This window comes from Cognatiluteimonas profundi (assembly GCF_009792795.1).
Classification (GTDB): domain Bacteria; phylum Pseudomonadota; class Gammaproteobacteria; order Xanthomonadales; family Xanthomonadaceae; genus Cognatiluteimonas; species Cognatiluteimonas profundi.
Genome location: NZ_VKHQ01000003.1, coordinates 473,624 through 492,994 on the forward strand (window position 1 = coordinate 473,624; position 19,371 = coordinate 492,994).

The following is a 19,371-nucleotide window of genomic DNA, read 5'->3' on the forward strand; positions in this document are numbered from 1 at the left end:
TTTGCGCATCAGGGCTTGGGGATGTGCAGGGTCTTGCTGATCATCAGCGACCCGGACAGCGCGTATACCAGCACCATCGGATGCAATAACCAGGGACCAAGCTTGACCACGCCGCCCCAGAGGTCCACGCCAAGGCGATCCTGGTGCGCGGCCAGGGCCAGCAGGCCCACGATGACGATGCTGGTCGGGATCGGCGTCCCCTCGAAGAACTTGACCTTGCCCTCATCGCCCGACAGCGACTCGGCGGTGACGTTGTAACGCGCCAGGCGGCTGACGCCGCAACCGACGAAGTACGACAGCACCACCCAGTCCCAGCCGCCCTGCAGGCCGCAGGCATAGCCCAGCGCGGCTGGCGCAACGCCGAAGGAGATCACGTCGGCGAGCGAATCGAGCTCGCGTCCGAGGGTGGAGGCGACCTTGCGCCAGCGCGCGATGCGGCCGTCGAGCGCATCGAAGACGAATGCCGCCGGGATCAACGCCATCCCCCACAACAGGTCACGAACCACGCCGTCCTGCAGGAATCGCATCGCCGCGAACACCGCGCCGGTGCCGCAGAAGGCATTGGCCAGCGTGAACCAGTCGGCGAGGTGGAACTCGCGCAACATCGAGAAATGACGTCGTTTCATGTCGGGTTTCCGCGAAGACAGGCGCCAGCGTGCCAAATAATGGGTGAAGGCGGCAAACCGTGTCTCTCGCCGGCTGCCAGCCCACCACGATTCAGGCGTGAAATGTGGCGTTTGCGCAAAGGCTCCTGACGGCAAACCGGCAACACCAAACCAGCCGCTGCCGCATACGCTTGCTTACGGAGGCGCCAGGAAGCGCAGCCCGACGCCGGGTTCGGTCGCAATCCAGCGTGGCGCCGCCGCGTTGTCGCCAAGCTTCTGGCGCAGCTTCCCGACGAGGATCCGCAGGTAGTGCGTGTCCTCCTGGTGGGTCGGCCCCCAGAGTTCGCGCAGCAACTGTGGCTGGGTGACCACGCGACCGGCGTGGCGGACCAGGAATGCGAGCAGTGCGTACTCCTTGCGCGACAGGACGACACCCTCGCCGTTGAGCCGGACTTCGCGACGCGCCAGGTCGATCCGCAAGGTCCCGTCATCGAAAACAGGCGTCGCCTCGTCGGTGAGCGCGTGGGATCGGATCAGGGCGCGGATGCGGGCCATCAGCTCCTGGATGTCGAACGGCTTGGTGACGTAGTCATTCGCACCGGCATCGAGCACGGCGACTTTTTCCGCCTGGCTGGAGCGCACCGTCAACACGATCACCGGCACCTGCGACCACTGCCGCATCTCGACCAGCACGGCCTGGCCGTCGCGATCCGGCAAGCCCAGGTCCAGCACCACGATATCGGCGCCGCTGAGCGCCAGCGCATCCATGCCTTCCTGGCCTGTGCCCGCAAGTGAGACCGCATAGCCCTGTGCCCTCAGGCTGATGTCGAGGAACCTGCGGATCTGCGGCTCGTCATCGATCACCAGGACGCGCACCGGCGGCGTCGTTGGCATCGGCTGGAGAGGATGATCGCTCATGCCGATGGCCCCGACGACGGACTGGCCAGCGGTAGCGTGATACGGATGACGGTGCCGCTCCCGTTGGCGCCCGGACGCGCTTCCACCGTACCGCCGTGCGCGGCCACCATCCCCCGGCAGATCGCCAGGCCCAGGCCGGTGCCATGCTGGCTGCGATCGCCCCGCTCGACGCTGTAGAACATGTCGAAGATGCGCTCGCGCTCGTCTTCGGGGATACCGGGCCCACGATCGGAAACCTCGATCCGCAGCCGGCCATCGACGAGCGCCGCGTCGATGCCGATCGCCTCGCCCGGGGGTGAGAATCCGGCTGCATTCTCGATCACGTTGAACAGGGCCTGCTCGAGCAATGCCGGCTGCACCCAGATCGCCCCGATCCCGCGGCTGACAGAAATGTCGAACCGCGCGTCGGCCCTGTAGCGATGCAGGCGTCCAACGGCCGAGCCGATCAGTTCATCCACGCCGATCCATTCGCGATTGAGCAGCAACGTGCCGTGACCCAGCCGCGTCATGTCGAGCAGGTTCTGGATATATCGGTCCAGGCGTTCGCTTTCGCCGCGGATCGTGTCGAGCAGGGCACGCCGGTCTTCGGGGCTCATGGCTTCGCGATACAGCTCCAGGCTGCCGGCCGCACCGATGATCGCCGCCAGCGGCGTCCGCAGGTCATGGGAAACCGACGACAACAACGCGTTCCGCAAACGCTCGGTCTCGTTCGCGAGCCGCGCCGATTGCAGGTCCGCCACCAGGCGGGTCCTCAACAATGCCTGGGCAATGTCATCGGCCATCGCCCGCGCAAGCTGGCGCCGGGATTCGCCCAATGGTTCGTGAAGCTTGAGACCGATCACGCCGAGAGTCGACGACGGAGCGCGCAAGGGCAGGAACCACCAGCCGTGTTCCTCGATCGTCTCCGCATGATGGAGCCCGCTGGCCAGTCGCTCGGTGCTGCGAAGCACCTGCAATGCCGGCGGTTCGATACCCGCCACGTGCAGCGAGTTGTCGCCGATCCTGATCCAGACGTGCGCATCCAGCCTGCGCCGGAAGATTTCGTCGGCGGCCTTCATGACCTCGTCCGCGTCCGCGGCAACCGCCAACCTCTGGCCGAGCTCCTGCCTGGCGACCGCGGCTTCGTTGGCGACGCGCAGCGCATGTACCTGCATGGCCAGTCGTGATGCGAGCCGACCCGCCAGCAATGCCGCGGCCAGGAAGAGCCCCACGGTTGCCACGCCTTGCCAGGCATGGATGTAGAAGCTGTAGCGCGGCGCGATGAAGAAGAAGTTGTACGACAGGAAGCACAGGACCGCGGTCAAGACGGCCGGGCCGGTACTGGTGCGCACGGCCACGACGAGCACCGCCAGCATGAACACCAAGGACAGATCGCCGAGCCCGACCCACTGCTGGGCCGCGGCGGCCACCGCGACCGCCACCAGCACGCCAAGCACGGCCAGCGCATAACCACCGGCCGCACCTGCCGGGTTGCTGTCCTCGAGATTGCGTGGCTGCGCTGCGTGCATCGCGGATCGCCCTGGGGCCTGGCGGGATTGTGCACGCAAGCCTGCACTCGCGCGGCATGGGTTTCGCCGTGGCCTTTACGAAGAATTTACGCGTCGTGAGCCGCCGCGGCTTTCGCCTTTACGGCGATCCGGAAAACACTGTGCCACACCGCCCGAACGACCGATCGACATGGACAGCACCGCGACAATCGACGCTCCCGCCTCCTTGCAGCAAGGCCATCAAACGCGCTTCGGCGCGATGGTGCTCGGGGCGATCGGTGTCGTCTTCGGCGACATCGGCACCAGCCCGCTGTACACCATCAAGGAGGCGTTCTCCCCGCACTACGGCCTGACGCCGGATCACGCCACCGTGCTGGGCATCCTCTCGCTGGTGTTCTGGTCGTTGGTGATCGTGATCACGGTGAAATACGTCATGGTGATCATGCGGGCCGACAACAATGGCGAGGGCGGAATCATGGCCCTGACCGCACTGGCGCAGCGGACCCTGCCGGCAGGCTCCAGGGCTGCGTACATGATCGGCATCCTGGGCGTGTTCGGCGTCGCCCTGTTCTTCGGCGATGGCGTGCTGACACCCGCGATCTCCGTCCTGTCGGCGGTGGAAGGCCTGCAGGTCGCGGCACCCGAACTGCATCGCTGGGTGCTGCCACTCACGCTGGTGGTGTTGCTGGCGCTGTTTGCAACGCAACGATTTGGAACACGCACCATCGGGCGCGCGTTCGGACCAGTCATCGTGCTCTGGTTCCTCGCGCTGGCCGTCATCGGCGTGCGCAACATCAGCGGCAATCCGGAAGTGCTGCTGGCGCTGAGCCCGACATGGGGATTCCACTTTTTCGCAAGCCACGGCTGGCATGGGATCTTCATCCTGGGCGCGGTGGTCCTGGCCGTGACGGGTGGAGAAACCCTGTACGCGGACATGGGGCATTTCGGCAGGCTCCCGATCCAGACCGCGTGGAATTTCCTGGTGCTGCCCGCGCTGACCATCAATTATCTCGGCCAGGGCGCGTTGCTGCTCGCCAATGCACACGCGGTCGAAAACCCCTTCTACATCGGCGTGCCGGCCTGGGCGCTGTATCCGATGGTGGGGCTGGCGACCGCTGCCACCGTCATCGCGTCGCAGGCCGTCATCAGCGGCGCCTACTCGGCGACGCGCCAGGCGATCCAGCTGGGTTACCTGCCACGCATGGCCATCCGCCACACTTCCAGGGAAACGATCGGCCAGGTCTACATCCCGGCCATCAACTGGATGCTGATGCTGGCGGTGATCGCAACGGTGGTCGGCTTCGGAAGCTCGACGTCGCTGGCGACCGCCTACGGCGTATCCGTCACCGGGACCATGCTGCTCACCAGCATCATCCTGATCGTGGCCATGCGCCAGCGCGCCGTGATTCCCCCGGCACTGTTCTGGCCATTGGCAGCGCTGTTCGTCCTGGTGGACGTCGCATTCCTGTTCGCCAACCTCGTCAAGTTCATGGATGGCGCATGGTTCCCGATCCTGATCGGCATCGTCGTGTTCACCCTGCTGCGGACATGGCGCCATGGGCGAAGCCTGCTGCAGGCCGAGATCTTCAAGGACGGCCTGCGGCTCGATACCTTCCTGCCCGGACTGATGCTGTCGCCGCCCATGCGCGTGCGTGGGACCGCGGTGTTCCTGACGGCGCAACAAGGCATCGTGCCAAAGGCGCTCCTGCACAACCTCAAGCACAACAAGGTCCTGCACGAACGCAACGTGCTGCTGACGGTCGAGACGATGGACGTGCCGGCCGTCGCCCCCGCATCCCGACTGTCCATCGACACCATCGGCGACGATTTCCATCGTGCCATCGTCCGATACGGCTTCATGGAGACACCGGACGTGCCGCTGGCGCTGATGCAGTCCACGGACAACGGCGGCGTCTGCTTCGATCCCATGGACACCACCTACTTCGCGAGTCGCGAAAGCATCGTCTCCAGGCGCAGGCACGGCATGCCCGCATGGCGGGATCACCTGTTCGGCTTCATGCATCGCAATGCGTCGCCGGCGACGGACTTCTTCCGCATCCCGACGACACGCCTGGTCGAACTTGGCGCGCCAGTGGAGATCTGATGCTTGCTCCCGCATCCCGGGGCATCGCGACACAGTGACGTAGCCCGGGTAAGCGCAGCGCACCCGGGATCACCGACGATCCCCGCTCCCGGGTGCGGCATTTGGCCTTACCCAGGCTACAACGGTGGAGGCGGACGCTGCGCTGCCCTCCAACGCACGCGCAGGTCAGTCCGGCTTCGCCCCCGACTTCTGCAGCATCTCCGGCGTGTCGCGACACAACGCGCAATGACGGCCGCGGCGTGACTGCCAGATGCGCGAGCCGGTGAAGATGCTCGCGGAGACGGCGGCCCAGATCAGGCCCTGAACCACTGCGTAGCGATTCGTGTGGCCCTTGAGCAGCTGGGCCACGGCAATGACCAGGAAGGCGAATACGAACACCGTCAGGTAGCGGCGAATCCAGAACAGGCTTCCCAAGTCATTCCCCCTGCGATGTTTCAACGTGGTTCGCCGAAGCGGTCCGGCATACCGGCATCCTGCGCTATCGGGGCAGCGCCAGGTTGTCCATCGTCATCGGCTTGTCCCCGCGCGGCACCGTCTGGATCACGGTGTCGGCCGGCAGCGTTCCGCCACTGCCGCCAGCTGCCGCCACGCGGTCAAGCGCGGCGTAGACGTAGGCCAGCAGTGGCAGGTAGCGCGCGCCATAGTCCGGCAACGCCAGGAAGGCGTCGAAGTGCTGTGCGTTGCGCACCTGCCAGTAGCGCACGTCACGGCCCGCAGCCTGGGCCGCCGCGACATAGGGGGCACTGCTGAACACTGGCGGCACGAGGCCGTCGTCGAGTCCGTGGATCACGATCACCGGAAGGCCAGCGCGCGGAAGCGACGCGCGGGTTTCGGCGATGCCACGGCGCACGCGATCCGCATCGTTGCCCGACCCGTCCCACAACGCGCGCAGGCACTGCAATCCCGCAAGCGAAGGATCCGGTGCCGCGGAGCGCGGATCGATGATGCCGACCCCGGCTCCCGGCGGAATTCCGCTGCTGTCGGCCCACCATGCCGCGCGCTCCGCATCGGTCGCGGCGCGCGCGGACAAGTCGCGCTCCTGCGCCGCGAATCCATATCCGCAGGGATGCTCGCCAACGCCGTATCGGCCGTACGCCGATGCATAGGTCACCGCGACCGCGCGCCAGATGTCGAAATCCACCGACAACGCGCCCGCATGCAGAGCAGCATCGGTCCAGCCGTTGCGGCGCAGGACTGCGTGTGCCGACGCCGCCTGGGCCTTCGCGTCGCCGCCCTGCAGCAGGCCCGCCGCGGCCAGCGACGCGCAGCGCTGCGCGCCAGCCGCTGCCGCCTGCGCCGACAAGGGCGACTTCGGCAGATCCGCGATATCGAGCAACGCGCAGGGCATCAACAGCGCCGCTTCGGTGGCGTAGTCGTACAACGCGCGCCCGCCTTGCGAGGCGATCATCGGCTCGCCCGCGACCACCGCATCCAGCCAACCGTCGGGGCTGTCCAGCTCCGCCGCGCGCAGCACTGCCGCGCCGCCGTTGGAGATGCCGACGGCGATCACGCGCGTGTTGGCGAAGGTGAACGGCGCGGATTGCGGCAATGCTTCGTCCAGCGCCTGCAGCGCGAATTCCGCGGCCTGGCGGACGTGGCGACCCCAGTCGGCTTCCGGATTGTCCTGCGAATGCGCGTGCTTGACGGCGACTCCGCTGGCGCCGACACCGGCGTCGGGAACGAATGCCAGATCGTCGGCACTGCCGAGGGCGCCGACTGTGCCGTCGGCCCTTGCACCGGATTGGTTGTCCAGGTCGAAGTAGTCTGTGCCGGTTCCCTTGTCGGTGTAGGCAATGGCGCAACCTTTCGGCAGGCCCCAAGCGCCGGCGACGGCGATCGCGCCGTAGATGCCGCGCGACCCGGACGATGGCGCGACCAGCAGGCAGCGCTTCCGCGCATCAAATGAATCAGGTACCTGCACCAGCACGCGATGCGGCTGGTGGGCGCCGGGGATGCGGGCGTAGGCCGAGAACTCGCGCCCGGGAACCCGCGTGGTGCTGCCGTACAACGTGCCGTAGCCGCCGTCGGCGGACAGGTCGGCGATGCCGCGCCAGTTGCTCCAGATCGCGCGTCGCCGCAGCTCCGCCGGCGTGGGATGCGCAGGATCCGCGAACGCCGGCGGCTTCGCCCCGGCAAGGCCGGCGAGTCCGAGGCCAGCGGTGAGCAGGTCGTCCCCGTCGTCGCGATGGATGGTGGTGCGAAGGCTGGTGAACATGGACGGCTCCACGGCAGGTCGCGGCGGCTGTGCGGCGCAGGCGGAAAGGCAGCAGAGAAGGACAACCCGGGTGGCGGCGCGAAGTCTGGTCATTCGCCCAAACTAGCAAGCACTCGCCCGGCGTGCATCGTACTTTCGTCCGGATGCAGGGCTTCCGCCCGCTGTTAGGCTAGCGACCGGACACCTGCGCGAGACGCACATGACGGCACGCTGCATCCTGATCACCGGCGCCGGCAGCGGCATCGGTGCCGGCATTGCCACCGAGCTCGCCAAGGCCGGGCACCACGTCGTGGTGACCGACCTCAACGCGGATGCGGCCGGGTCGGTCGCCAGCGCGATCCGCACCCAGGGCGGCTCGGCGGAAGCACTGGTACTCGATGTCACGGCCGACGACAGTGTCGCCGCCGCGCTGGCGGCCGTGTCGCGACCTGTCGAGGTGCTGGTCAACAACGCCGGGCTGCAGCACGTGGCGCCGCTGGAAGACTTCCCGATCGACAAATGGAACTTCCTCGTCCAGGTCATGCTGGTGGGCGTGGCGCGCCTCACCCAGGCCGTGCTGCCTGGCATGCGCGCGCGCGGTTTCGGCCGCATCGTCAACATCGGCTCGATCCACTCGCTGGTCGCCAGTCCCTACAAGAGCGCCTACGTGGCCGCCAAGCACGGCCTGCTGGGCTTGTCCAAAGTCATCGCGCTGGAGACCTCCGACACCGACATCACCATCAACACCATCTGCCCCACCTACGTGAAGACGCCGCTGGTGGACAGGCAGATCGCAGACCAGGCGCGCACGCGCGGCATCCCCGAATCGCAGGTCGTCAGCGAGGTCATGCTGAAGCCGATGCCGAAGGGCGTCTTCATCGGCTTCGACGAACTCGCTGGCATCACCGACTTCCTGATGTCGCCATCGGCGCGCAACATCACCGGGCACACGATCGATGTCGACGGCGGCTGGACGATCCAATGACAGGCTGCCGCCGGCAATGCCGACGCTGCTGATCGCCGACGACCACCCGCTGTTCCGCGCCGCCTTGCGTGGCGCCGCCGCCGATGCGGTGGCCGACCTGCAGGTGCGCGAGGCCGACTCGCTCGACAGCGTGCTCGCGGCGCTGGAAGCAGAGCCCGGCATCGACCTGGTGCTGCTCGACCTGCACATGCCGGGCAACCATGGACTCGCCGGCCTGGCCGCGATCCGCGCCCAGCACCCCGGCGTGGCGGTGGTGGTGGTATCGGCCAACGACGATCCGCGTGTCGTGCGTCGCGCGCTGGATCATGGCGCCGCCGGCTACCTGCCCAAGAGCACGGGCCTGGACGAACTGCGCGAGGCCATCCGCACCGTGATGGGCTGCGAGCAGTGGCTTCCCGCCGTGCTGCGCGGCGCCGTCTCCAGCGCCCGCTCCTCACCGCGCGACGCCGCACTCGCCGCCGGCCTGGCCAGCCTTTCGCCACAGCAGTTCCGGGTGCTGGTGCTGGTCGCCGAAGGCCTGCTCAACAAACAGATCGCCGACCGGCTGGGCATCCAGGAACGCACCGTCAAGGCGCACCTGACCGCCATTTTCGAACGACTCGGCGTGCGCAACCGTACCCAGGCGGGCGTGGTGCTGCGGGAACTCGAACTCACCGATCCGGCGCGCCTGCTCGAAGACTGAGCCGCGACCTTCGGCCGAAGCATTCAATCGCGCGCCACGCAGAGGCGCGCGGCCCCCTGCTCTACCGCGTCTCTCAGCTCGAAGGCTGGGCCTGCGCGCTGCGGGCCGCCAGCAGGCGGTCGAGCACGGACTTCAGTGCCAGCGGTTTCAGCGGTTTCATCAACAAGGGCAGCCCCGCTTCGTGCACCGCGGCGCGCACCAGCGGGCCGGCGTCGGCACTGAGGATGACCGCCGGCCGCGCGCCATGGTCCGCGCTCAGCCGGTGGTACGCCGCGACCCCCGTGTCGCGGGCATCCAGGTGGTAATCGAACAACCACAGATCCGCGGGCATGTGGCGCAACGCCGCATCGGCGCGCTCGCCATCGGCGGCGTCGTCGACGATGCAACCCATGCCTTCGAGCAACAGCCGCAGCCCGGTGCGCGCGGGCGTCTCATTGTCGAGCACCAGCACGCGCGTCCCTGCCAAGCCGCCACGCTTCACCGCGGAAGCCGCGCCCACGGCGATGGCCGCGGGCGCGGCTTCCAGCGACAACGCGAACACGGTGCCGACACCAACGCGACTGCGCAGGTGCAATGGCGCTTCCAGCAAGTGCGCGATGCGCTCGGCAATCGCCAGGCCGAGCCCGAGCCCCAGTCCTGGCGCATCATCGCCGCGGCGGAATTCCTCGAAGATGATGGCCTGCTGCTCGGGCACGATGCCGGCGCCGGTGTCGTGCACCTCGATGTGCAGCCTGCCGCCGCGCCGCCGCACGCCCAGCAGCAGGCTGCCACGCTCGGTATAGCGCACTGCATTGGCCAGGAAGTTCTGCAGCACGCGCCGCAGCAGTTGCGGATCCGTGTGCACCCAGGCGCGCGTGGGCACATGGCGCAGCCGCAGTCCGCGCTCGGCGGCCAGCACGCCGAACTCCGAGACCAGCGGAACCAGCACATCGGCCAGCGCGAATGGACGCCGCTCCGGGACCAGCCCCCCCGCTTCCAGCCGCGACATGTCCAGCAGGCCGGTGAGCAGGTCGGTGGTCGAATCCAGCGCGCCGCGGACCTGCACCACGCAATCGCGCTGGCGCGGATCATCGAGCTGCTGCGACAACGCATCGGTGAACAGGTGCGCCGCATGCAAGGGCTGCAGCAGGTCGTGGCCGATCGCGGTGAGGAAGCGACTCTTGGCGTCGTTGGCGCGCTCGGCATCGCGCTTGGCGGCTTCCAGGTCGGTGGTGCGCGCGATGACGCGCTGCTCGAGTGTTTCGTTGGATTGCAGCAACGCAGCTTCGGTGCGGCGGAACGCGGTGACGTCGGTGAAGGTCGCCACGAAGCCGCCGCCGGGCATCGGGTTGCCCCGGATCTCGACGATGCTGCCATCCGGGAACACGCGCTCCGTCAGGTGCGGCGTGCCGGCGCGCATGTGCGCCAGGCGCCGTTGCAGCGCGGTCCGCTGTCCCTCCTTGGGCGGCACGCTGAGCAAGGCCCAGCGAGCCAGCTCGGCGATGGGCGTCCCGACCTGCAGCAGCGACTCGGGATAGCCGAAAAGCTCGGCGTAGCGATGATTCCACGCTACCAGCCGCAGTTGCGCATCGACCACGCTGATGCCCTGGCTCATGTTCTCCAGCGCAGCCTCGAGCAGGCGCTGGTTGAAACGCAGGTCGCGCGATGCCTCCCCCACGATCGCGGCAACGGTGTCCAGATGGCCCGTCTCGCGCCGCGCGGCATCGAGCAGCACGCGGGCGGAAGCCGAGCCGAGCACGGCGGCCAGTTCGCGCTCCAGTGCCGCCTCGATCACTGGTGAAACCGCACCCGTCGCGGGCGCGCCGAGCAACACTTCCTCGACGCGCTCGCGCGACAGGAAACGCAGGCCGGCGTCGCGCAAGGTCTGAGCATCGAGTCCACGTTGCGAGCGGCGCGGCGCTTCGCGTCGCCACAACATCGCAACCAGGGTCGCCACGGTGCCGACGAACAGGCTGGCGCCCACCGCGCGCGCGACCCGGCTCCAGCCGGTCAGGCCGAACAGGCCGTCGGCCGACAGCCACTCCCACCCGAACGGCCCGTGCGCGAGCCATGTCGGTGCAAGACCGCGTGCCTGCAAGGCCATCGGCAACAGCATCACCCAGCACCAGACCGCGAAGCCGGCCAGCACGCCGGCGATCGCGGCGCGCGCGGGTGTCTGCGGACGCCACACGGCGAACCCGAGCGCCGGGACCAGGGTCGCCAACGCGGAGAACGACACCGCGCCGACGTCCGCCAGCGCCTCGCTGCCCGCGACCAGGCGGCTGTAGGCCCATGCCAGCAGCATGATCGCGATGATGCCAACGCGCCGCAGCGCCAGCACGTGCCCGCGAAGATCGCCGCCGTCGTTGCGCGACCAGAGACCGCGCAGCAGGCCCGGCGCCAGCCAGTGGTTGCCGATCATCAGGCTGAGCGTCAGCGTGCTGACGACCACCATGCCGGTGGCGGCGCTCAATCCGCCGAGGAATGCGAACAGCGCCAACCCGTGCTGCCCCTGCGACAGCGGCAACGCCAGCACGTAGAGGTCGGACGGAATCCCACGCTGGGCGAGAAGGGCCTCGCCGGCGCGCGCCAGCGGCAGCACCGGCAGGGCGATCAGCAGCAGGTACAAGGGGAATTGCCAGCGCGCGGTGCGCACCGCGCCTGCATCGCGGCATTCGACGACAGCCACGTGGAACTGATGCGGCAGGATGAACATCGCGAACGCACCCAGCAGCATCAGGGACGCGAAGCCGCCCACCGGTGGCGGTGGCGGTGGCGGTGGCGGTGCCGGCACCTGCGGCAAGGCGTCGAGCCCGAACCAGACGAATGCGCCCACCGCCAGCATCGCCACCAGCTTGAAGACCGACTCGAATGCCATCGCCAGCACCAGCCCGCGGTTATGCTCGGCCGCGCTGGCGCGCCGCGTGCCGAACAGCATCGCGAACACCGCCATCACCAGCGCGACGTACAGCGCGCTGTCGTGCCACGCCGGCGATGCTGCCGTCGTCCCGTGGGCGGTGAGCATCGCGAAGCTCATCGCCATCGCCTTGAGCTGCAGCGCGATGTACGGGATCAGGCCAAGCGCCGCGACCAGCGTCACCGTGGCGGCGAGCCAGGCATCCTTGCCCAGGCGGGTGGCGATGAAGTCGGCGATCGACGTCGCATTGGTCTCGCGCGACAACTGCACGAGCCGGGCCATGAAGCCCGCCGCCAGCACGTACAGCAGGATCGCGCCGACGAAGGTGGGCGGCAGCGGCCAGCCGTAACGTGCGGCCTGGGTGACCGTGCCGAAGAACGTCCACGACGTGCAGTGCACCGCCAGCGACAAGGCATAGACGTGATGCCAGTGCCTGGCGAGCACGCGCGGGTGCCGCTCGCCATAGACGCCGGTGCCGAACAACAGTCCGAGCCACAGCACCGCGGCGAAAACGACGACGCCGATGCTCAGCATCGGCGCGACGACATCTGGCTGGACCGGTGGTTCATCAAGGCATCGGCCATCGTTGCGTCGACGGACGCGCTGTCACCCGGAGAATACCGCAGCACCCGCGCCAGCCCGCGGGTGCCGCGGCCCCACCCCAAGTCAGAACGTGTAGCGCACGCTGAGCGTGACCTGCCGCGGCGGGCCATAGAAGCCGGTGCGCACGCCCAGTGCCGGGATCACGTAGCCGGTCGTGCGGTAGGTCTTGTCGGTCAGGTTGGTGCCCTGCAGCGACACCATCCACGGGCCACCGGACCGCCAGATGACGCCGGCATTGAGCAGGCCATAGCCGTCCTGGGTGATCGGATTGGTGCGGACATGGGTGACGGGATCCTCGGTGATCTCCGTCGTCGCCACGACCCCGCTCTGGTACGCGTAACCCACGCGCGCGGCCAGGTTGGCGCCGTTGGCCAGGTCCGTGCGGTACTCCAGGTTGATGGCGCCGGAGAAATCAGGCGCGTTGGTGAACTTCTGCCGGTCGGCGATGTTGACGCCCTTGAACATGTATTCGTCGTACTTCGCATCCAGCCAGGCCACGTTGCCCGAGACGGCCCAGTGCGGCGACGCCAGCCACTGGTATTCGAACTCGGCGCCATTGACCGTGCCTGCGCCGGCATTGGTGAAGTCCCCGAAGAATGCGTCCTCCGTGCCGTCGCCATTGCTGTCGTAGGCCGTGAACACCGACAACTGGATGTCCTTGTACTTGTTGTGGAACAGCGCGGCATTGAGCATCAGCGTCTGGTCCAGGAACGACATCTTGCTGCCGACTTCGTAGCTGTCGACCGACTCGTCGCTGAAGGGTTCCGCCGAGCGCGGCACGAATGCGGACTGCGCGCGGATGTTGTAGCCACCGGACTTGAAGCCGCGCGACGCCAGGCCATAGACCATGATGTCGGGGGTCAGTTGATAATCGAGCGAGACTTTCGGCGAAACGTTCTTGAAGTTGATCGTCTTGTCGAAGTTGGCAACGACCGCGGTCGGCACTGTGTAGGTTCCGTTGCTGTAGCTGCGGTTGAGGACCACCGCATGCTTGTCCTCGTCGGTGTAGCGCGCCCCGACGTCCAGGCTCCAGCGGCTGCTCAGGTCGAATGTCCAGTCGGCGTAGGCCGCGAGGCTCTTGGTGTAGACGGTGCCGTGGGTGTCGCCGAACAGGAAGTTGAAGAAGTTGTTGAGCACCTGCCCGCCGGCTTCGCCGTCGAACGAATACAGCCCCATCACCCCGCGCGCGCGACCACCGGCGTCGTAGTTCACCTGCAACTCATTGCTGACCTGCTGGTCGCGGTAGAACGCCTTGACGTCGGCCACCGGGGATGGCGTCGTGTCGAAATCGATGTTGGTCTCGGTGTTGGACTCGCGCTTGGCGAGGATGTACTTGATGGCCCAGTTGTCGTTCGCCCGCCAGTTCACCGTCGCCGATGCGCCCTGCAGGCGCGTGTCGTTGACGTTGGGCATGCCATTGCGCACGTCGTAGCGATCGTCGAGCGGCAGGTACGGCCCCTGGGTGGGGAAGAAGATCGGCTGCAGCGCATTGGGCGCCAGCATCTGCGCGCCCCGGACGCCCGAGCGATCGTCCATCCAGTCGGCGGCGAACTGCACATCGAGGTCGTCGCTGATGTACGCGCCGAGATTGAGGCGAAAAGCGTCGATGTTCTTGTCGCTCACGTCCTCGCCGGTGATGAGGTTGTGGCCGAAGCCATCGCGGTTGAGGCTGGCGACCGCGATGCGGCCGCGCAGTGCGCCGTCGCTGCCGCCGATCGAGCCGCCGACAGCGGCCTTGAAGTCGTGCTCGTTGTAGTTGCCGACGGTCGCCTCGGCGAAGCCTTCGGTGTCCTTCGACAACCCGCGCGAGATGTATTTGATCGCGCCGCCAATGGTGTTCTTGCCGTACAGCGTGCCTTGCGGCCCACGCAGCACCTCGACGCGGCCAACGTCGAATACGTCCAGCAGCGCACCTTGTGGACGCGCGACGTAGACGTCATCGAGGTAGATGCCGACGCCTGGATCGACGCCCCACAGCGGATCGGACTGGCCGACGCCACGGATGTAGGCGGTCACGGTGCTGCTGGAACCGCGCGCGGCATAGATGGTGAGGTTCGGCACCTGCGTATCAAGATCACCAATGTCGCGGATGTTGAGCTTGTCGAGCGTCTCCGGGGTAAAGGCCGTCACCGCGACCGGAACGTCCTTGATGGTTTCCTCGCGCTTGCGGGCGGTGACCTTGACCGCCTCGAGCGTCGATGTCGCGTTCGCGGCGGGGGCCGGCGCGGCTTGCTGCGCGAATGCGGCCGGACCGGCGAGGCCCAACGCGACAGCCAGGCTCAAGGTGCTGCGGTTCAATCTGTTGCGCATCGTCGGATCCCCATGAGGTGTGCCAGTGCCCGCGGCCCCGGCGGCCGCCCACACGCAGCCTAGGGGTCGGCGCACCGGCGCCGCATCGTACCTTCGGACAATGGGCCGCCTGGCGCGCGCTGCGGACACTCGCACTTCATGCAAGCGGCCCGATGCGGGCGGGGATCGAGCAATGGCGTTCGTGATCGTGCTGGCCGCGTTGTGTTTCCTGATGTTCATCGCCTATCGCGGCCACAGCGTCATCCTCTTCGCCCCGATCGCCGCCTTGGGCGCGGTGTTACTGACCGATCCGTCGCTGGTCGCGCCGATGTTCACCGGCTTGTTCATGGACAAGATGGTCGGTTTCCTGAAGCTCTACTTCCCGGTTTTCCTGCTGGGCGCGATCTTCGGCAAGGTCATCGAATTGTCCGGATTCTCCAAGGCGATCGTGGCGGCCACGATCCGCGTCGTCGGCGCACAACGCGCGATGCTGTCGATCGTGCTGGTGTGCGCACTGCTGACCTATGGCGGGGTGTCGCTGTTCGTCGTGGTCTTCGCGGTGTACCCCTTCGCGGCCGAGTTGTTCCGGCAGGGCGACATCCCCAAGCGCCTGATCCCGGGAACCATCGCGCTGGGGGCTTTCACCTTCACCATGGACGCGCTGCCGGGCACCCCGCAGATCCAGAACATCATTCCCGCGTCGTTCTTTGGCACCAATGCATGGGCTGCGCCCTGGCTGGGAACGATCGGCGCGGTGTTCATCCTCGCTGCGGGCATCGCCTACCTGGAGTGGCGCCGACGCATCGCGGCGCGCGCGGGCGAAGGCTATGGCGACCCCGCCACGCTGCGCAACGAGCCGGCCCCCTTCGCCGGAACCACGCTGGCGCACCCGCTCGTCGCCATCCTGCCGCTGGTCCTGGTCGGCGTCGCCAACAAGCTGTTCACCGTGTGGATCCCGCGTTTCTACGGTGAGCACGTCGGCTTCGCCCCCACGATCATCGGCAAGGCCGAGCCAGTCGTGCAGGAGGTTTCCAAGGTCGCGGCGATCTGGGCGGTCGAGGGTGCGCTGCTGGTCGGCATCGCCTGTGTCATCGCATTCGCGTGGAAGCCGGTCTTGGCGAGCTTTGCCGAAGGCAGCAAGCCCGCGATCGGCGGTGCGTTGCTGGCCTCGATGAACACCGCATCCGAATACGGGTTCGGCGCGGTGATCGCCGCCCTGCCCGGTTTCCTCGTGCTTGCGAATGCGCTGGCCGCGATCCCGCATCCGCTGGTCAATGAAGCCGTCACCGTCACGGCGCTTGCCGGAATCACCGGGTCCGCATCGGGCGGCATGAGCATCGCGCTGGCGGCCATGGCGGACACCTTCATTGCCAACGCCAACGCCGCGGGAATCCCGATGGAGGTGCTGCATCGCGTTGCCGCGATGGCATCTGGCGGCATGGACACGCTGCCGCACAACGGCGCGGTGATCACCCTGCTCGCGGTCACCGGACTGAGCCATCGCCAGTCGTACAAGGACATCTTCGCCATCACCATCATCAAGACCCTTGCCGTGCTGGTGGTGATCGGCGTTTTCCAGGCGACCGGGGTGGTCTGACGCCAACGCGACGCCGTCGCCCGCACAGCCGGCAGGGATACCAGGAACAAGGCCCGCAACGCCGTAAAATCGGCGGGTGCCCGCCCTGCCCCGCAAGATCATCCATGTCGACATGGACGCGTTCTACGCGTCGGTCGAGCAGCGGGACGACCCCAGCCTGCGTGGCCGCCCGGTGGTCGTCGCATGGCGGGGCAACCGGTCGGTCGTGTGCGCGGCGTCGTATGAGGCGCGGACCTTCGGCGTGCGCTCGGCAATGCCGGCGGTGCGCGCCGAGCGACTGTGTCCACAGGCGATCTTCGTCCCGCCGGACTTCGTCCGCTACAAGGCGGTGTCGCGACAGATCCGCGAGATCTTCGAGCGGCATACCGAACTGGTCGAGCCGCTGTCGCTCGACGAGGCCTACCTGGACGTCACCGTGTGCAGGACGCCGTTGCCGACGGCGACGGCCACCGCGCAGGCGATCCGCGCGGCGATCCGCGAGGAGACGTCCCTGACGGCATCGGCGGGTGTTGCGCCGAACAAGTTCGTCGCCAAGATCGCGTCGGATTTCCGCAAGCCGGATGGCTTGTTCGTGGTGCGCCCGGATGACGTGCTCGATTTCCTGGCGCCGTTGCCGGTCGGCCGCCTGCCCGGCGTCGGTCGCGTGATGGAAGCCAGGCTGGCCGGGCTCGGAATCGGATCGGTGAGCGATCTGCGGACGTTCGCGCGGGACGACCTGGAGCGACGATTCGGCCGCTGGGGGCGCCGGCTGCACGAGCTTGCATTCGGGATCGACGAACACCCCGTGGTCTCCGAGCGGCCCACGCTGCAGATCTCGGCCGAGGACACGTTCGCCAGCGACCTGCTGCTTGATGATCTGGCGCCGCACATCGCGCGTCTGGCGGAGAAAACCTGGGCCGGCTACCAGCGCGAGCTCGAGCAGGCACCCGGGCGCCTGGCGCGAACGGTCGTGCTGAAGCTCAAGACCAGCGACTTCCGCATCCTGACCCGCAGCGTGACGACGCCGGGACGACCGGCATCGCTCGAGGACCTGGTCGACGCGGCCTGCGGGTTGCGCGAACGCGTCGGGTTGCCATCGCGCACCCGCTACCGGCTGGTCGGCGTGGCGGTATCCGGATTCAGCGACCCGCATGCCTTCGATCCACAGACGGAGTTGTTCGCTGAGGGAAGTTCGTCGCCCGGGTGAGGCGGAAGGCCGCACCCGGGGCATCGGTCAACGGCAATCCCGGGTGCGCTTCGCTTACCCGGGCTACGTCAGGTCGAGGCGCTGAAGGACGAATAGGCGCCATTTGGCGAGTCCGGCGCGCCGCTTACAATGGGCGTTTCGCGCTCCGGAGCCCGCCATGTCCCTTGCCATCTCCAAAGTCCCGACCCCGATCAACGAGCCGGTCAGGAATTACGCTCCGGGGTCGGCCGAGCGCGCGAGCCTGAAGGCAACGCTGGGCGAACTGTCGGCGACGCAGACCGAGATGCCGCTGGTCATCGCGGGCAAGGAGGTCCGTACCGGCAAGCTCGGCCGCGCGGTGATGCCGCATCGGCATGCGCATGTGCTGGGCGAATTCCACCAGGGCGGCGCCGGCGAAGTGCAGTCCGCAATCGACGCGGCACTGCGCGTGCAGAAGGACTGGGCGGGCCTGCCGTGGGAAGCGCGCGCATCGGTCTTCCTCAAGGCCGCCGACCTGCTGGCCGGGCCGTATCGCGACGTCCTCAACGCCGCGACCATGCTTGGCCAGAGCAAGACCTGCCACCAGGCCGAGATCGACAGCGCCTGCGAGCTGATCGACTTCTTCCGCTTCAACGTCGCGTTCTACGAGCAGGTGTTGCGCGAGCAGCCGCAAAGCTCACCGGGCATGTGGAATCGACTCGAGCACCGTCCGCTCGAAGGCTTCGTGTTCGCGGTGTCGCCGTTCAACTTCACCTCGATCGCCGGCAACCTGCCGACCGCGCCCGCACTGTGCGGCAACACGGTGTTGTGGAAACCAGCGAGCACGTCCGTCTACAGCGCGCACTTCCTGATGCAGCTGTTCAAGGAAGCCGGGCTTCCGGACGGCGTCATCAACCTGGTCACCGGCAGCGGCGCCGACATCGGCAACCCGGTGCTCGCCAGCCCACACCTGGCCGGCATCCATTTCACCGGATCGACCAAGGTGTTCCACCAGATGTGGCGCACGGTCGGCGACAACATCGACACCTACAAAAGCTATCCGCGCCTGGTGGGCGAGACCGGCGGCAAGGACTTCATCATTGCCCACCCCAGCGCCGATCCGGTGGCACTCACGACGGCGATCGTGCGCGGCGCGTTTGAATACCAGGGGCAGAAATGCTCCGCCGCCAGCCGTGTCTACGTGCCAAGCAACATCTGGCCCCTGATCAAGGATGCGCTGGTGTCGCAGGTCGACGGCATCCGCATGGGCGACGTCGCCGACTTCTCGAACTTCATGGGCGCGGTGATCGACGCGTCGAGCTTCAGGACGCAGAAGGCCGCGATCGACGAGGCGAAAGCAGCGAGCGATGCGGACATCCTCGTCGGCGGCGGCTACGACGATTCCGAAGGTTATTTCGTGCGCCCGACGATCATCGTCACCACCAATCCGGACTACCGGACCCTGCGCGACGAGTTGTTCGGCCCGGTGCTGACGCTGCATGTCTACGACGAGAACAAATGGCTGGAAACGCTCGACATCGTCGACCGCACCAGTCCGTATGCACTGACCGGCGCGGTCTTCGCGCAGGATCGTCATGCCATCGAACAGGCGATGGACCACCTGCGCAATGCCGCCGGCAATTTCTACATCAACGACAAGCCAACGGGTGCCGTCGTCGGCCAGCAACCCTTCGGCGGTGCGCGCGCATCGGGCACGAACGACAAGGCCGGATCGATCCTCAACCTGCTGCGCTGGATCAGCCCGCGCAGCATCAAGGAAACCTTCGTGCCGGCAACGCGGTACGCCTATCCGTTCATGGATGACGACAGGCCGTAATCGCGCATCGCCGCCGGGGCTGGCCACCAT

General features: G+C 67.4%; 13 protein-coding genes. 6 read left to right on the forward strand and 7 right to left on the reverse strand.

Features of this window, described 5'->3' with window-relative positions; translation table 11 throughout:
• Positions 1 to 8: 8 nt before the first annotated feature.
• The 3 genes from GST15_RS04205 to GST15_RS04215 form a co-directional block, all read right to left on the reverse strand.
• Positions 9 to 626 (reverse strand): CDP-alcohol phosphatidyltransferase family protein, encoded by a 618-nt coding sequence (locus GST15_RS04205; RefSeq protein WP_159015987.1) that lies wholly within the window; start codon positions 624 to 626, stop codon positions 9 to 11.
• A gap of 174 nt (positions 627 to 800) precedes the next feature.
• Positions 801 to 1,499 (reverse strand): response regulator, encoded by a 699-nt coding sequence (locus GST15_RS04210; protein WP_159016444.1) that lies wholly within the window; start codon positions 1,497 to 1,499, stop codon positions 801 to 803.
• A 20-nt stretch (positions 1,500 to 1,519) separates the two neighbouring features.
• Complete coding sequence (locus GST15_RS04215) at positions 1,520 to 3,031, reverse strand: ATP-binding protein (protein ID WP_159015988.1); 1,512 nt, start codon at positions 3,029 to 3,031, stop codon at positions 1,520 to 1,522.
• A 169-nt stretch (positions 3,032 to 3,200) separates the two neighbouring features.
• On the opposite strand from GST15_RS04215, the gene GST15_RS04220 reads away from it, so the two are divergent.
• Positions 3,201 to 5,114 carry a potassium transporter Kup gene (locus GST15_RS04220; RefSeq protein WP_425482192.1) on the forward strand — a complete coding sequence of 638 codons (1,914 nt, stop codon included), beginning with the start codon at positions 3,201 to 3,203 and terminating at the stop codon, positions 5,112 to 5,114.
• A gap of 165 nt (positions 5,115 to 5,279) precedes the next feature.
• Here the strand turns inward: GST15_RS04220 and GST15_RS04225 are convergent, their stop codons facing one another.
• Together GST15_RS04225 and GST15_RS04230 are read right to left on the reverse strand one after the other, a co-directional pair.
• Positions 5,280 to 5,528, reverse strand: a complete 249-nt coding sequence (locus GST15_RS04225; RefSeq protein ID WP_159015989.1) for a hypothetical protein — start codon at positions 5,526 to 5,528, stop codon at positions 5,280 to 5,282.
• A 64-nt stretch (positions 5,529 to 5,592) separates the two neighbouring features.
• Complete coding sequence (locus tag GST15_RS04230) at positions 5,593 to 7,422, reverse strand: 3-hydroxybutyrate oligomer hydrolase family protein (protein ID WP_267902538.1); 1,830 nt, start codon at positions 7,420 to 7,422, stop codon at positions 5,593 to 5,595.
• Positions 7,423 to 7,528: 106 nt separating this feature from the next.
• Between GST15_RS04230 and GST15_RS04235 the strand changes: the two genes are divergently transcribed.
• Complete coding sequence (locus GST15_RS04235) at positions 7,529 to 8,293, forward strand: 3-hydroxybutyrate dehydrogenase (RefSeq protein ID WP_159015991.1); 765 nt, start codon at positions 7,529 to 7,531, stop codon at positions 8,291 to 8,293.
• A 16-nt stretch (positions 8,294 to 8,309) separates the two neighbouring features.
• Entirely contained in the window at positions 8,310 to 8,975 is a 666-nt protein-coding gene (locus GST15_RS04240; RefSeq protein ID WP_159015992.1) for a response regulator transcription factor, read from the forward strand.
• 73 nt (positions 8,976 to 9,048) lie between these two features.
• Here the strand turns inward: GST15_RS04240 and GST15_RS04245 are convergent, their stop codons facing one another.
• Together GST15_RS04245 and GST15_RS04250 are read right to left on the reverse strand one after the other, a co-directional pair.
• Positions 9,049 to 12,405 (reverse strand): hybrid sensor histidine kinase/response regulator, encoded by a 3,357-nt coding sequence (locus tag GST15_RS04245; RefSeq protein ID WP_159015993.1) that lies wholly within the window; start codon positions 12,403 to 12,405, stop codon positions 9,049 to 9,051.
• A gap of 132 nt (positions 12,406 to 12,537) precedes the next feature.
• On the reverse strand, positions 12,538 to 14,784 hold the full coding sequence (locus GST15_RS04250) for a TonB-dependent receptor (protein ID WP_233263044.1): 2,247 nt from the start codon (positions 14,782 to 14,784) through the stop codon (positions 12,538 to 12,540).
• 172 nt (positions 14,785 to 14,956) lie between these two features.
• On the opposite strand from GST15_RS04250, the gene GST15_RS04255 reads away from it, so the two are divergent.
• The 3 genes from GST15_RS04255 (at position 14,957) to pruA (ending at position 19,341) form a co-directional block, all read left to right on the forward strand.
• Positions 14,957 to 16,360: a GntP family permease gene (locus tag GST15_RS04255; protein WP_159015994.1), complete on the forward strand. Its 1,404-nt coding sequence runs from the start codon at positions 14,957 to 14,959 to the stop codon at positions 16,358 to 16,360.
• A 76-nt stretch (positions 16,361 to 16,436) separates the two neighbouring features.
• Positions 16,437 to 17,546 (forward strand): DNA polymerase IV, encoded by a 1,110-nt coding sequence (dinB, locus tag GST15_RS04260; protein WP_159015995.1) that lies wholly within the window; start codon positions 16,437 to 16,439, stop codon positions 17,544 to 17,546.
• Positions 17,547 to 17,703: 157 nt separating this feature from the next.
• Entirely contained in the window at positions 17,704 to 19,341 is a 1,638-nt protein-coding gene (pruA, locus tag GST15_RS04265) for an L-glutamate gamma-semialdehyde dehydrogenase (RefSeq protein WP_159015996.1), read from the forward strand.
• Positions 19,342 to 19,371 lie beyond the last annotated feature (30 nt).